This window comes from Enterococcus sp. (assembly GCF_032555305.1).
GTDB lineage: Bacteria > Bacillota > Bacilli > Lactobacillales > Enterococcaceae > Enterococcus_A.
Window position 1 is genome coordinate 43,755 of record NZ_JAWGOQ010000021.1, and the last position, 14,668, is coordinate 58,422.

The 14,668-nt window shown below is 42.6% G+C and carries 15 protein-coding genes, 1 tRNA gene and 1 other annotated feature; of the genes, 2 read left to right on the forward strand and 14 right to left on the reverse strand.

Going from position 1 to position 14,668, the window contains the following annotated elements; translation table 11 throughout:
• Positions 1-5: 5 nt before the first annotated feature.
• From E6139_RS15070 to E6139_RS15100, 7 genes are all read right to left on the reverse strand, one after another.
• The gene (locus E6139_RS15070; protein WP_316403951.1) at positions 6-692 is read right to left on the reverse strand and encodes a methionine ABC transporter permease; all 687 of its coding nucleotides are present in this window, start codon (positions 690-692) and stop codon (positions 6-8) included.
• Positions 685-1,719, reverse strand: coding sequence for a methionine ABC transporter ATP-binding protein (locus tag E6139_RS15075; protein ID WP_316403952.1), 1,035 nt, complete (start codon positions 1,717-1,719; stop codon positions 685-687). The genes E6139_RS15070 and E6139_RS15075 overlap by 8 nt, the downstream gene beginning before the upstream one ends.
• A 457-nt stretch (positions 1,720-2,176) precedes the next feature.
• Positions 2,177-2,429 (reverse strand) — a binding site (T-box leader).
• A gap of 62 nt (positions 2,430-2,491) precedes the next feature.
• Positions 2,492-2,824: a glycine cleavage system protein H gene (locus E6139_RS15080; protein ID WP_316403953.1), complete on the reverse strand. Its 333-nt coding sequence runs from the start codon at positions 2,822-2,824 to the stop codon at positions 2,492-2,494.
• Entirely contained in the window at positions 2,825-3,181 is a 357-nt protein-coding gene (locus tag E6139_RS15085; protein ID WP_316403954.1) for an arsenate reductase family protein, read from the reverse strand. It abuts the gene before it with no gap.
• Positions 3,174-4,373, reverse strand: a complete 1,200-nt coding sequence (locus E6139_RS15090; protein ID WP_316403955.1) for an FtsW/RodA/SpoVE family cell cycle protein — start codon at positions 4,371-4,373, stop codon at positions 3,174-3,176. Before E6139_RS15090 ends, E6139_RS15085 begins: the two co-directional genes overlap by 8 nt.
• Positions 4,374-4,462: 89 nt before the next feature.
• On the reverse strand, positions 4,463-5,083 hold the full coding sequence (locus E6139_RS15095; protein ID WP_316403956.1) for a DUF1361 domain-containing protein: 621 nt from the start codon (positions 5,081-5,083) through the stop codon (positions 4,463-4,465).
• A 143-nt stretch (positions 5,084-5,226) separates the two neighbouring features.
• Positions 5,227-5,299 (reverse strand) — tRNA-Thr (locus E6139_RS15100).
• Between the two features lie 134 nt (positions 5,300-5,433).
• On the opposite strand from E6139_RS15100, the gene E6139_RS15105 reads away from it, so the two are divergent.
• On the forward strand, positions 5,434-5,670 hold the full coding sequence (locus E6139_RS15105; RefSeq protein WP_316403957.1) for a hypothetical protein: 237 nt from the start codon (positions 5,434-5,436) through the stop codon (positions 5,668-5,670).
• A 54-nt stretch (positions 5,671-5,724) separates the two neighbouring features.
• Here E6139_RS15105 and upp read toward each other — a convergent pair whose 3' ends face one another.
• The 6 genes from upp to E6139_RS15135 form a co-directional block, all read right to left on the reverse strand.
• A complete protein-coding gene (gene upp, locus E6139_RS15110) occupies positions 5,725-6,354 on the reverse strand; it encodes a uracil phosphoribosyltransferase (RefSeq protein WP_316403959.1) in 630 nt (209 codons plus the stop codon).
• Positions 6,355-6,512: 158 nt separating this feature from the next.
• Positions 6,513-7,754, reverse strand: coding sequence for a serine hydroxymethyltransferase (gene glyA, locus E6139_RS15115; RefSeq protein WP_316403960.1), 1,242 nt, complete (start codon positions 7,752-7,754; stop codon positions 6,513-6,515).
• A gap of 68 nt (positions 7,755-7,822) precedes the next feature.
• The gene (locus tag E6139_RS15120; protein ID WP_316403961.1) at positions 7,823-8,836 is read right to left on the reverse strand and encodes an L-threonylcarbamoyladenylate synthase; all 1,014 of its coding nucleotides are present in this window, start codon (positions 8,834-8,836) and stop codon (positions 7,823-7,825) included.
• A 179-nt stretch (positions 8,837-9,015) separates the two neighbouring features.
• A complete protein-coding gene (gene prmC, locus E6139_RS15125; protein WP_316403962.1) occupies positions 9,016-9,846 on the reverse strand; it encodes a peptide chain release factor N(5)-glutamine methyltransferase in 831 nt (276 codons plus the stop codon).
• Complete coding sequence (prfA, locus tag E6139_RS15130; protein ID WP_316403963.1) at positions 9,839-10,912, reverse strand: peptide chain release factor 1; 1,074 nt, start codon at positions 10,910-10,912, stop codon at positions 9,839-9,841. Before prfA ends, prmC begins: the two co-directional genes overlap by 8 nt.
• 153 nt (positions 10,913-11,065) lie before the next feature.
• Positions 11,066-11,659, reverse strand: coding sequence for a thymidine kinase (locus tag E6139_RS15135; RefSeq protein ID WP_316403964.1), 594 nt, complete (start codon positions 11,657-11,659; stop codon positions 11,066-11,068).
• Between the two features lie 211 nt (positions 11,660-11,870).
• Between E6139_RS15135 and E6139_RS15140 the strand changes: the two genes are divergently transcribed.
• On the forward strand, positions 11,871-13,400 hold the full coding sequence (locus E6139_RS15140; protein ID WP_316403965.1) for a YfcC family protein: 1,530 nt from the start codon (positions 11,871-11,873) through the stop codon (positions 13,398-13,400).
• 141 nt (positions 13,401-13,541) lie between these two features.
• On the opposite strand, the gene E6139_RS15145 is transcribed toward E6139_RS15140, so the two are convergent.
• Positions 13,542-14,621: a glycosyltransferase family 1 protein gene (locus tag E6139_RS15145; RefSeq protein WP_316403966.1), complete on the reverse strand. Its 1,080-nt coding sequence runs from the start codon at positions 14,619-14,621 to the stop codon at positions 13,542-13,544.
• Between the last annotated feature and the right edge of the window lie 47 nt (positions 14,622-14,668).

Sequence of the window (14,668 nt, forward strand, 5' to 3'; positions counted from 1 at the left end):
CTGTATTAACGCTTATCTGTGCGCTTCGTCAAGAAATCCCCGACGCCTTGAACAATGAATACGATGATCAAAATGATCACGGTCGCTACAAGTGTCACGGTGTAATTGCCTCGTTGATAGCCTTCTTGCCAAGCCAACGCCCCAAGACCGCCTGCGCCGATCGCCCCCGCCATTGCGGTAAAACCAATCATCGAAACTGACGTCACGGTCAAACCTGAGATCAACGCTGGCAAGCTTTCTGGAATCAAAACTTTGTAGATCGTTTGGAAATAACTTGCTCCCATCGAATCAGCTGCTTCTAATACACCAGAGTCAACTTCACGAAAGGCAATTTCAACCAATCGAGCGTAAAACGGTGCCGCTGATAAAACCAATGCGGGAATAGCTGCTTTCGCTCCTAGCATCGTGCCTACCAACGCTTTGGTAAATGGAATGATCAAAACCATCAAGATCATGAAAGGTGTTGATCGGAAAATATTGCTGAGAATCGAAACCAAACCGTATAAGATACTGCGGCCAGCAGAATTCTTCCGACCCAATGTGTAAACTAGTAACCCTAGCAGCAGCCCTAAAACAAATACGATCAGCATCGATACGATCGTCATGAACAAGGTGTCATTGATCGCTTCCTTCAAGGTATCCCACGACACCTGTTGGAAATTCAAGTATGTTTCTGAAAAACTCTTATCCACGATGCAGCACCTCCACTTCAACTTGTTGGCTCTCGATAAAGGCGATCGCTTCTTCAACCTTATCAGCATCACCTGTCAATTGAACAGTCAACGTGCCGAAGGAATTTCCCGTTGCCCGTTCGATATTGCCATAAACGATGCTGATATCTACTGGGAAATTACGAATCACTTGTGAGACAACTGGTTCGTTGGCATTGTCTTCTAAGAAATGCAGTGTTGCTAATGTGCCATTTGGATTTTCTTTGATAAATTCCTTCAATAAATCAGAAGGATCAGCTTTTGGTTCAAGATCCTGTTGGACGAAAATCTTGGTCACTTCCTGTTGTGGATGGCGGAAGACTTCGCGGACCGAACCTTCTTCTACGATTTTTCCTAACTCCATCACAGCGACCTTGTTGCAGATTTTACGGATGACGTTCATTTCGTGAGTGATCAACACAATCGTCAACCCCAGCTTCTGATTGATATTGGCTAATAGCTCTAACACTTCCTCGGTTGTTTGTGGGTCAAGTGCGCTCGTTGCTTCGTCACAAAGCAGGATATCTGGATCATTGGCTAAGGCTCTCGCGATTCCGACCCGTTGCTTTTGTCCGCCAGATAATTGAGAAGGGTATGCGTCTCCTCTACCATCAAGTCCAACTAGGCTTAATAGCTCTTCCGCTTTCTTACGCCGTTGTTCTTTGGCTACACCTGCTAATTCTAATGGTAATTGAATATTTTCAATAACTGTTCTTGACCATAGTAGATTGAAATGTTGGAAGATCATCCCAACTTTTTTACGAAATGTTCTTAATGATGCGCCTTGCAGTTTGGCAACATCTTCACCATTGACTAATACTTGTCCATCAGTCGGCGTCTCTAATCCGTTCAATAAACGAACCAATGTACTCTTCCCAGCTCCTGAATAACCGACGATACCATAAACGTCTTTTTCTTCGATTGCCAAATTGATTCCATTGACTGCGTGGATCGGTCCAGTTTTGCCGGCAAAACTTTTCCCCACTTGATTTAACTCAATCAATGCCATGTTTCTTACACCCTTTCTCAATAACTGAATAGCTTATAGCTAGTTCAGATATGTAACTATTTTTCATTTCGCTTGTCATCGGACTAATCTGCGTCAATTTTGATGAAGCAGTTTAGCAGCTACCTCGTTGTAATGAACTTATTTTTCCAAAAACGGGAAAAATAATTCTATTCTCGTTACGCATATCATCCAACTAAAGTACGCTTATCCTTATAAAGCTTCAAGATTTCATTTTGTCAGTCCAATTTTGAGCTACTGCGAAAAGTTGGACTGACAGCTAGCTCATAGTCGCGGAAGCTTTTTCAAAGTTCGGAAAAGCCTTATTTTCGTACGCATATCTTTCTGCTAAACAGCTTGCTCGTAGTATCGGTAATAAAATTTTTTTTACGTCATACTGAACAAACTGCGAAAAGCAGAACAGACAAAAAGCCTCCGCCCTAAAAATGTACTATTGTACACTTAGGACGAAAGCTTTGACTTCCGTGTTACCACCTAAAATTCGTTCTGACCTTGCGGTCACAACCTCTGCCAGTACTTGCTTCATGCGTATACTGAGGTGCTGTAACGGGCACTCCCGTGATAGACTTAGCACCTGCTTCGTCCATCCTGCTCAAAGACCATTTTCCATCTCATTGCCATAACTCCTTTTCAGCATACCGGAGCTCTCTTTGTACTTTAATCAGATGTACTTTTCTTTTCATCGCTTTCTCATGTGTATGAAAGGATTATATCAGGCTGATTTTCTCCTGTCAAACAACAAGTGAAAATATCTTTACAAGTTTTCAAACTCGTCTACATCGACCTCGCGTAATGACAAGATCCATGCATCCAATTCTTCTTTGACATTCAACGCTGCTGGATCAGCTAGTACCTTTTCACTAACAGAAGAAACTACGCCAGTTAACGGACTTTTGAACTCCTGTACCGCTTTTTCTGCTTCAATCTCTAGTAACGGTTCCCCTGCTTTAACAGCTTGACCGATTTTCGGTAATGAGATAAAAGTAACCTCGCCTAGTGTCTCAGCCATATCGGATGTTAACCCCATGCAGAAGTCTTTGTCATTGTGTAAGATCCATAATCCATCAGTTTTTTTCAAGTAACTCATTTATTTGAACGTCCTTTCGTAAGTTGTATCTTTAAATCCATTTAATAAAAATTGATCATTTTTGATCAGTAATGGGCGCTTCACCAGCATCCCGTCACTTGCTAGTAGTTCACTGGCTTCTTTCACAGATAAATCAGCCATCTTGTCTTTCAAGCCTAGTTCACGATATTTCATGCCGCTGGTGTTGAAAAATTTACGAACTGGCTGTTCACTAGCCGTTATCCATTTTTCAAACGTATCAGCTGAAGGCGTCTCCTGAACCAAGTCGATTGTTTCGAAATCCACACCAGCCTGGTCTAACCAAGCTTTGGCTTTGCGACAGGTTGAACATTTTGGGTACCAATAAAATTTAAGCACTACGTGTCCTCCTAATAGGTTGTTTATCTGCACTTTGATAACGCATGGATAAAATTAATCCGATCCCGATCATATTCCCTAAAATCGATGATCCCCCTTGACTGATAAAAGGCAGAGGAATCCCTGTTAATGGCAAAAGACCGATATTCGCACCGATATTTTCAAAGACATGGAAGAGCATCATCATCACAATCCCTGATGCGATGTAGGCATAGAACTCATTATTCATGTCAAAGCATAACCGAATCATTCGATAAATCAAAATGAAATAAATCAAGATGACAAAAGCGCCACCGACAAATCCAAAATTTTCCCCAATTACCGTAAAGATCATATCCGATTCACGGACAGGTACATACACATTGCTGACATTGTAGCCTGTTCCCAGCACTCCGCCAGAACCGATCGCCATTAAAGCACGGGCTAACTGATAACTTTTCCCTTGAGGATCATGGAACGGCTCCAACCAAGAATCAATCCGTGCAAACTGATAGTTCTTGAAGCCAATATGGGTGAGAATTTCTCGTCCCGAATCGGTCGTGACTAGAAAAATCAATGTCCCGCCTAAAACAATTGCCAGAATAATAGTTGGAACCAATATTAACCAAGAAATTCCCGACATTAAAAACATTCCTGCAAAAATAGCTAGAAAGACAAGCATCGTACCAAAATCCTTCTGAGCCAAAATCAAGCCAAGTACTGGAAGTGTCACTAATAACATTTTACCAATCAAGAATGCATCTGTTCTGAGGGTACGGAGCTTATTTTTTACATTGTGTTTGGTTATGATCATTGCCATCATCAAAATATAGGCGATCTTCATCAGCTCTGAGGGCTGGAACGTAAATGTGCCAATCTTGAACCAGTTTTTCGAACCGGTTGATGCAAATAGTGCTGGATCATAATACTTTAACAACGCCAGCATGACGGCCAAACCAATGACATATAGAAACGGTGTCAAACGCCATAAAAGCTTCGCATCAAAATGAATAACTACTACAACAGCTAAGGCGCCGACCACATACCAAATGGCCTGCATCGCTAATCCGCGAAACACATTTGGATCCCTATTCGTATCGTGAGTTAATGCCACATAAAGCGACAGCATCCCGATTAAGCATAATATAAAAACAGGTAAAATAACGCCGTAATCAATCCGGCTATCATTGTTATTCTTTTTTAATCTATCCATTGTTCATCTCTTTTCCACCAGTATACTCGCTTTATTATAGACGCTTCTTTGCCTAAAGAAAAGCAAGCATCGCTGACTTTGTAAAATCTTTATTCTTCTAGTTGATCACGCTGCAAATAATAAATGAGACCCCAAAGGCCCAGCTGTAAAAGGCTGAACATCAAGACAAACTGTAATTTTCCCGCATTCCAATTGCCAATCAATAAACTCAAAACCTTTAGCGGATGAACCACTAATTCGATCGAATGGACCCGATCAAAGCGTCCGATATAGACTGCGATACTAGAAAGGAGTGACAATGCAGCAAAGCCCCCGATTTTCTGAGACCCCTGCAACTTAGCCGCTGAAAACAATTTAAAAACCTGCGACATGCCAACAAACACCATGATTAACGCTGGTAGCAGTAATAATAAATACGACCACCACGAGCTGCTATCATTCAAAAAATGCCCGCCAGGCTGATACACATCTAAACTCGCAAAATGAAATAAATCAGTCATTAAATAAGGAACATTCGGGAAAAACAATAACCACAGCGGCACAAATATCCAACGCCAGTTCCTTTTTAATGTCAAAAATAGCCCTGCAAAAACCAGCGGCAGCCACGCCAAAAAAACATTCAATGCCATAAAGGAAAAGGTTTCCTGACAAAAATACATGAATAAAATATAAATCCAAACACTAAGATGGAACGCATAGACTTTCTTCATATTTCTCCCTCAAAAATGCTATTGATCCGTTGGTACACAGTTCTTTCATTCAGACAATCTCTGCCCCAAACGCAAAAAAAATGTAAAGTAAAACCCGTCACCATCGAAGGATTAACCTTGATATGACGGGCTTTTTCAAGTAGTGCCAGCTGCAGGATTCGAACCTGTGACCTACGCGTTACGAGTGCGTTGCTCTACCAACTGAGCTAAGCTGGCGTTTAGTACAAATGAAATTATAGAAAACTTCTGAGAAAAAGTAAAGTAAGATTCTTCTCAAAAAGCGATTACATGAAAAAAACTTGAAAATATGCTAAAATTAAGTATGTAATAAAAGGGGGCGTTCAAAACAGATGGCTACATTTGGCAAAATAGAGACGCAAGTTGATCCTTCCGAAGCTGGGAAAAAGTTTCCCGTTAAGACACACGTCATGTTCACTATTCGCGGCAAATCCCAGACCGGGGTCGTCGCTAAACAATTGAAAAACGCAGCAGTCATTGAAATTGATGAGAAGCAAGACAACGAAGAGTTGATTAATCATTCCAATGGCGTCGTCGTCATCAATTATAAACAAATGAAGAAGATTTAGTTTTTTACGAAAAAGAAGGTGTGCCATTTTTCTGGCACACCTTCTTTTATTTGATTATTTAGTACCGAATAAACGGTCACCAGCATCGCCCAGACCTGGAACGATGTAACCTAATTCGTTCAGCTGTTCATCTAAAGCAGCAGTATAGATATCAACATCTGGATGCGCTTCTTGTAAAGCTTTTACGCCTTCAGGTGCAGCGACTAGACAAACAAACTTCATGTTTGAGGCACCGCGTTTCTTCAATGAATCAATCGCCATGATTGCTGAACCGCCAGTAGCTAACATTGGATCAACGATGAATAATTGACGGCTGTCAATATCTTCTGGCATTTTGAAGAAATATTCATGTGGTTCCAAGGTTTCTTCATCACGGAACATACCGATATGACCAACCTTAGCAGCCGGGATCAGTTCCAAGATACCATCTACCATGCCGATACCGGCACGCAGGATCGGTACGATCGCAACTTTTTTCCCTGACAATGTTTTTTGCGTAGACACGGTAATTGGTGTTTCAATCTCAATATCTTCTAGCGGCATATCGCGAGAAACCTCGTACGCCATCAACATCGCAATTTCATTGACTACTTCACGGAAAACTTTCGTTCCACAGTTTTTATCACGAATAATCGTTAATTTGTGTTGGATCAATGGATGATCAATTACTTGAAACTTGCCCATAATAAATTGCTCCTTACTGATTTTGAAGTATTCATTTTCCTCAAAGAAAAATGAAGGGGATTTTCATGCTGTCTTTTTTCTGAATAACTACAGAAAAACCGACATTCTTACTCTGCATTTCTATTAATTATAAGACAACTACTAGCAGAAAACTAGTCTTAATGTGACTGAATTGGATGAGAATCTGTTAATGCTAATACCGCTTGACGGATTTCAGCCAGCTTCTCTTCATCACCGTTTGAACGCAGGGTCTCAATGATCAATTCGGCTACCTCTTTCGCATCTTCTTCTAGGAATCCGCGACTTGTGATTGCCGGTGTACCGATCCGAACACCGCTGGTTTCTTTGAAGCTTTTTGATTCAAACGGAATCGAATTTTTATTGACTGTGATATGCACGCTATCCAGCAATTCTTCTGCTTCACGACCAGTGATATCAAAACCAGTTACTTCAATTAACAGCAGATGGTTATCCGTAGCACCAGAGATTACCCGTGTTTCTGGCGCTTGATTGAATACTTTGACCATTGCTTGGGCATTCTTCAACACTTGCTCACTGTAATCCTTGAACTCTGGAGCCAGTGCTTCTTTAAAAGCAACAGCTTTAGCCGCCACGACGTGTTCCAATGGTCCGCCTTGCAAACCAGGGAATACTGCGCTGTTGATCTTTTTCGCCAAGTCCGCATCGTTGGTCAGGATCAACCCGCCGCGCGGTCCGCGTAAGGTTTTATGTGTCGTTGAAGTCACGACATCCGCATAAGGTACTGGGTTAGGATGTAAACCAGTGGCTACTAATCCCGCGATATGAGCCATATCCACCATGAGTTTTGCACCGACCTCATCAGCGATTTCACGGAAGCGGGAAAAATCAAGCGTACGACTATACGCGCTTGCACCTGCCACGATTAATTTCGGTTGATGCTTCCGCGCTAAAATACGAACGACTTCATAGTCGATCGTTTCTGTATGAGGATCTACACCGTAGCTGACAAAATTGTACAGCTTGCCGCTGACATTTACTGGTGAACCATGAGTCAAGTGACCGCCTGCTGAAAGATCCATTCCTAAAACAGTATCGCCAGGCTGAATCAATGAGAAATAGGCTGCTTGATTCGCTTGTGAACCAGAATGTGCCTGTACATTCGCAAATTTTGCATCAAATAATTCCTTTGCACGATCGATTGCTAGATTCTCAACGATATCGACAAATTCACAACCACCATAATAACGTCGGCCGGGATATCCTTCCGCGTATTTATTTGTTAAGACGCTCCCTTGTGCCATGCGCACTGCTTCTGACACGATGTTTTCTGAGGCGATCAACTCAATATTCTGTTCTTGACGCTCCGCCTCTTGTTCAATTGCTCCCCATAGTTCGGGATCTAGTGCTTTGTAATCCATCCCAACGCCACCTTTCGATTTTCTGACTTAAGTATACGAAAGATTCAACAGATAATCGAATCTTTTGTCTATTTTTTTGTAAAATATTTTTGCGCAGCTGCCTTCTTCAGACGATTCATATAAGCCAAGCCTAAATGATCCTCCGGAAAAACTTCTGCAAAGATAATGTCCGTTCTGTTTGCTTCATCTAATGCCCGCAAGCCGCCGAATAATCCTCGAGTCGCCGCTTCAATCGAATCATCTTCAAAAACAAAACGATCCGCTGATTGGTATTGATCGGCAATTCTAGGTGTTGCCAACAAACCAACCTTTTTGTCGTTTGCTTCAGCCCACTCTAAGGCCTCTTCCCAATCGCCGGCCCTGATCATCAACACCTGCGTGTCTGGTGAGTAATGCTTGTATTTCATCCCGGGTGCTTTCGGTGTTTCACTCTCTTTGACTAAATGCTTGTCTAAAGGAACTTCAATTCCTAAGACTTCCTCTAATTTTTCCTTCGTCACTGCGCCGGGACGTAAAATCGTAGGTATCTTTCCACTTAAATCTAAGACTGTCGACTCCACACCAATCTCTGTCGCGCCATCATCTAAAATGCCAGCAATCTTACCTTTTAAATCGTGATAAACATGCATCGCCGTTGTCGGACTTGGTTTGCCTGAAGTATTCGCGCTGGGCCCGACCAAGGGTGCGCCGGTTTCTTCAATTAAAGATAATGTTTTTTTATTATCTGGCATTCGAAAGGCCGCTGTGGATAAACCACCGGTCACGACTGGGCTTAAGCTGCCTGATTTGATCGAAAAGATCAACGTAAGCGGTCCAGGCCAGAAATTTTTAACGATTTTTTCAGTCAATGGATGGTAGCTTTCCACAAAGTTTTTGGTCATGGAAAAGTCCGCTACATGGACGATCAAGGGGTTGTCACTGGGACGTCCTTTGACCGCAAAGACCTGCTTCACTGATTCCGGCAAAAGCGCATCAGCGCCCAATCCGTAGACGGTCTCCGTGGGAAATGCCACCAATTCCCCTTGGCGCAATAACGCCGCCGCCTGTTTTATTTGATCCGATTGAAAAACAATTGTTTCCACAGCTTCTCCACAGCTCCTTTTCTCTAGCTTTCTTGATTTATAAACTTTCTTTCTCGACTTATCCCCGTGCTGTGGATAATCCGATTGTCAAGTGTGTATAACCATGTTGATAACTTTTCGAGTGATCGAACATTGCTACACCAGTGTTCTTTTATTATTTTTCACGCTAAAAATAATTTTTAGTGGACGATGACCATTCGATCGTTTCCTGACATATCCTGATGGATCGTGACGCTTTTCTCAGTAAAGACCGTTTGAAAGATTTCTTGTACGGCTCGTCCCTGCCGAAATCCGATTTCCAAGAAAATCATACCTTCAGGCTGCAGCAGATCACGACTCTCTGCCGCGATTTGCTGGTAAATGGCCAGACCTTCATTCTCAGCAAAAAGCGCCAGCTTAGGTTCATAGGTTCGGACACTTTCATCCATTAAATCCCACTCGCTTTGGCTGATATAGGGCGGATTGCTAATGATGATATCTTGCTTCTCCGTCACCGCTGACAATACATCACTTTTTTTGAAGCAAATATCCGCCTGCAGCTTCTTCGCATTTTCTTCAGCGACTTTCAACGCTTCTTCAGAAATATCGAGAGCCGTCACTTGCCACTCTGGGCGCGCCAGCTTCAAACTGACTGCGATTGCGCCTGTTCCCGTCCCGATATCGACCACTTTTTTTGCTGCATCATCATTCATAGACAAACAAAGTGCGACTAACTCCTCTGTCTCTGGACGCGGAATCAGCGTATTCTCTGTTACTTTGAAACGATGTTCAAAGAAATATTCATAGCCTAATAAATATTGCGGCGGAATATTTTCCATCAAACTAGCTAAGTCCTTTTCGATCAGCGCTTCGTCTGCGGGAGATATTTCCTCACGCATATGCAGTAACCACTGAGTTTTATCCCAATTTTTACGGGCCAGAAAAAGATATTCGATCGCGTAGCCTTCTTTACCAGCCGTTTCTAAAAAAGAAGAAGCCCTCGACAGGACTTCTACATAAGTTTTAGCCATTTTGCATCTCTTCCAATTTCTGGGTTTGATCATACATAATCAAGGCATCAATAATCTCATCCAGCTTACCTGCTAGGATTTGATCTAGTTTTTGGATCGTTAAACCGATACGATGATCCGTCACACGATTTTGTGGGAAGTTGTAGGTACGAATACGTTCTGAACGATCCCCGGTACCAACAGCCGATTTACGACTTGCATCGTATTCGCTTTGTGCTTCCTGAGAAATTTTATCGTACACACGGGCACGTAAGATTTTCATCGCTTTTTCCCGGTTTTTGATCTGAGAACGTTCATCCTGCATCGCCACCACGATCCCGGTTGGGATATGGGTCAAACGAACGGCAGAGGCTGTCTTGTTGACGTGCTGTCCGCCAGCACCGGATGCATGATAGATATCTGTCCGAATGTCGTTGTCCGCGATGTCGATCTCTACTTCTTCCGCTTCCGGCATAACCACGACTGTCGCTGTCGAAGTATGAATCCGACCTTGTGATTCTGTTGACGGGACGCGTTGCACGCGATGTGCGCCACTTTCATACTTAAGTTTAGAGAAGACATTGTCGCCAGTGATCATCATGATCACTTCTTTGTAACCACCGATGCCAGTGACACTGGCTTCCATTACTTCTGTCTTCCAGCCTTGGCTCTCAGCATATTTTTGATACATATTGAAAAGATCGCCGGCAAATAAAGCCGCTTCGTCTCCGCCTGCTGCGCCACGGATCTCCATGATGATATTTTTATCATCGTTAGGATCTTTCGGTAATAGCAAAATCTTGATCTCTTCTTCTAAAGCTTCTTTTTCTTTTTTTAGATCCGACAATTCCTCTTTGGCCATTTCAGCCATATCAGCATCTAAATTTTCACCTAATAATTCTTCTGTGTCACTAATCCCGTCTACCACTTTTTTGTAACGGCGATAGGTTTCGACTGTGCCGCGGGTATTGGCTTCTTCTTTTGACAGCTGCATGAAGCGTTGGGTGTCACTGATGACTTCTGGGTCGCTCAGTAATTCGCCAAGCTCTTCATATCGATCTTCGATTGCTTGCAGTTGATCGTACATGGATTAACTCTCCTCCTAATTCTTCCTACTATTATCAATTTTTCATCATGTATATCATTCCACTAAACTTTAGAGTATTGACTTCATCAAAAAGTGGAAAGAACATCCTAATTCACTTTAAAAAAACTATTCTTCAACATGTCTACCAAACCGCTAGAGGTCTGGCACATGATTCACTTCAATTTCAGGGTGCAAATAATGTTTGCGGCAAACTGGGTAATAGGCTTCGTTGCCGCCAATTTGGACTTGATCGCCTTCATAGACCGGACGACCATCGATATAATGCAGATTCATTGTCGCCTTTTTGTGGCAGAACCAGCAAATCGTTTTTAATTCCTCTAATTTATCTGCATAAAGCAGTAAATATTTTGAGCCCTCAAACATCTCGTTGCGGAAATCATTTTTTAAGCCGAAAGCCATTACTGGAATGTCTAACTCATCGACTACCTGCGCTAATTGCACCACATGTTCTTTTGACAAAAACTGAGATTCATCGATTAATACACAATAAGGTTTGTAATCAAGATTTTTGATAAATTCAAAAACATTGGTATCCGAAAATATCGGTACCGCAGGACGGCTCAATCCGATCCGGCTGGAGATCGTTCCCACGCCTTCACGAGTATCTAGCCCGCTGGTCATCAATACTACCGGTTTGTTTTGTTCCTCGTAATTATGAGCGACTTTCAATATCTCGATCGTCTTGCCGCTGTTCATTGCACCATATTTAAAAAAAAGCTGAGCCATTTCTTGTCACCTTTCTCGTTTGTTCCTATCGTATTATAGCGGAAAAGCACAATTATTTACAGTAATAATTTTCACCGCTTGATCATCTTAGAAGAAACATCGACTAATTTCAATAAATCCAAAGGCTATCTTTTTAGGAAAATAAGCCTTCAATGCTATACTTTTAATTGTAATTTTATTTAACTACTTATTTTTCCTAGGAGGCTTTTTTATGGAACAACCGGTCAAAAAGAAACGCAGTTTTCCTTCCGCCTACACAGTCATTATCATTGTACTGATTATGGTTCAAGCACTGACATTTTTTATTCCTTCAGGTAAGTACAGTACCCTGACGTATGATAGCGGAAAAGATCAATTCGCCATCACCAATGCCCGTGATAAAACGATCATGGAACCGGCGACACAAGAAACGCTGGATAAATATGATATTCACATCAAAGTCGGCAAATTCCGCGATGGCACCATCTATCGCCCAGCCGCAATTCCTAATTCTTATGAACAAATCAAAAAACCAAAACGCGGCATCACTGGCACCATTACTCAATTTCTCAAGGCGCAGGTCCAAGGAATTTCCGATAGTGTCGATATCATCATCTTTATTCTGATACTCGGCGGCGTTATTGGAGTCGTCAATGCGACTGGCGCAATGGATGCAGGAATGATGCGTTTGTCCGAGAAACTAAAGGGCAAACAAAAATGGCTGATTGTTATCGTCACAACCTTGATCGCTCTTGGCGGAACGACATTTGGGCTGGCAGAGGAAACAATCGCCTTTTATCCGATCCTGATTCCAATCTTCTTACTAGCTGGCTACGATACACTGACGGCCGTCGCCTCAATTTATCTGGGAACCGCGATTGGAACTATGAGTTCTACCATCAATCCTTTTTCAACAGTAATTGCCTCCAATGCAGCTGGTATTACCTTCACCGATGGCATGCCGCTGCGGATACTAATGTGGATCGCTGCTGTAGGATTATCGATTATTTATACTATTCGTTACGCGGAAAAAGTTCGGTTGAATCCCGCTTCATCATTGGTCGCTGACCAAGCAGAAACTGACCGGAAGCGGTTCTTAGGTGATCAGTTTCTCAGCAAAGACTCGACCTTCACTAAGCGACAAAAACTCACCCTGCTTATTTTTGCTTTAGGCTTTGTCGTGATGATTTACGGTGTGCAGCAGTTGGGCTGGTATTTCACTGAGATCGCCGTCGTATTCTTAGGGGTAGCTTATGTATTAGCCCTTATCACCGGTTTAGGCGAGAAGAAATTCTTGGACAGTTTTGTATCTGGCGCCGCTGAATTGTTGGGTGTTGCTTTGACTGTCGGATTAGCGCGTTCTGTCGGTATCGTGATGGAAAATAGCTTCATCAGCGATACCATTATGAACTTCTTTAGTAACGCGATCAGCGGCATGAATAATGTGATCTTCATCTGGTTTATGTTCTTAGTCTATATCGTCTTAGGCTTCTTCATCCAATCCTCCTCTGGTTTGGCGGTACTCTCGATGCCGATCATGGCACCGTTGGCCGATGTGGTTGGTATTGATCGTGCGATGATCGTTGATGCTTACAACTGGGGACAAGGATTGATCGGGCTGGTTGCACCGACTGGTCTAATCTTAGTTTCTCTGGCAGTTGTTAATATTGGTTTTGACAAATGGATGAAATTTGTCACCAAGCTCTTGGTCATGACGATCGGATTGATCCTCGTCTTCCTCGCTATAGGCGTCTTGATTTAATAAAAATTGATGACACAAAAAGTACCTGAAAAAATTTCAGGTACTTTTTTGGCTTACTATCGATTGATCCATGACAAACAAGCCGCAAGGGAATACGGCTTTTTTTTCAACAAAGAAGACTCTCATGCTAACGCAGAAGCATTATTTTCGTTTATTCTTTTTCCTGTTCTTCGGTTTTAGGCCGGCTTCCTTCAGCAAACTATCTTTATAATCTTTGTCTTTTTGCTTTTTACTCTTGGACTTGGCATAATAGTTTGATCCTAAACTTTGAGGCTTGGAGTGTGTCTTTGATTTCTTGGCAGACGGTTCTTTAGCTGCGGGCGCAGAAGCTTCTTGTTTTGTGGCTGTGACTGACCCAGTATCAGTCGGTATTTGTTGCGTTGTGGCGATTGATTTTTCGGACGCACTGGCAGTATCCGGCAGCTTTTTCTCTTCAGGCATTTGGCTAGGGGGCTCTATCAGCGAGAAGCCTTTTGGCAGAAGCAGCTTCACCAATTCCAGTTTTACTTCATCACTCAACATATCAATGTCGATATCTTCAGACAACAGTGGGGCTTGGGCTGGCTTACCGACGCGAAGCGGGGCAGTCTCCTCCATGATTTCGCCTTTTCGGACCGCAATCTGACGGGTACAATTATCCTTCTCAGCATTCACCAGCTCAGCAAAACGGCGTACGCCATCCTTCCTGAAAATCGTCAAAAGGGTCATTAATTTGAGAACAGTATACAGCTTCTGATTGGAGGAATAAGGATCGGCCCCTCGCAGACTCCATGTATGGAGCTTGCCATTGCCATCTTTAAAAAACGAGAGCACTTTATACTGTTCTCCCGCCAACTCTTCAATCGGTGTTGTTTTTGAAAATAGCTGCTGCTTATATTCATAGAGCTGATCGTCATATTGATGGTATTCCTTGTTGTTCTTATACAATCGTGCGGTAACTCGCTTCCATTCGCCGCCGGAAAAATAGCGGTGAAAAAGCGGGGCAAAAAGGCGCAACACCTCCGTTGGTTCCGTCAACAGCAGAATGTCGCGAATGAGTTCTTTACAAAAGAAGGAGAAGGCATCGCCAACACAAAGTGAATTTTTGACTAACAACGCCACCAGATATTCCACAACAGCATTCGCGTCATGAGATTCTTCGTAAAAACGTTGTAGGGATTTTTCCAATTTTTTCGGTCCTGTGATGAATAAGGTTCTTTGATTCAATCCTTTAGTTGGCATATTTTCTCTTTTCTTTCTAAAATTATTTTAACCGCTTTCATTTTCGG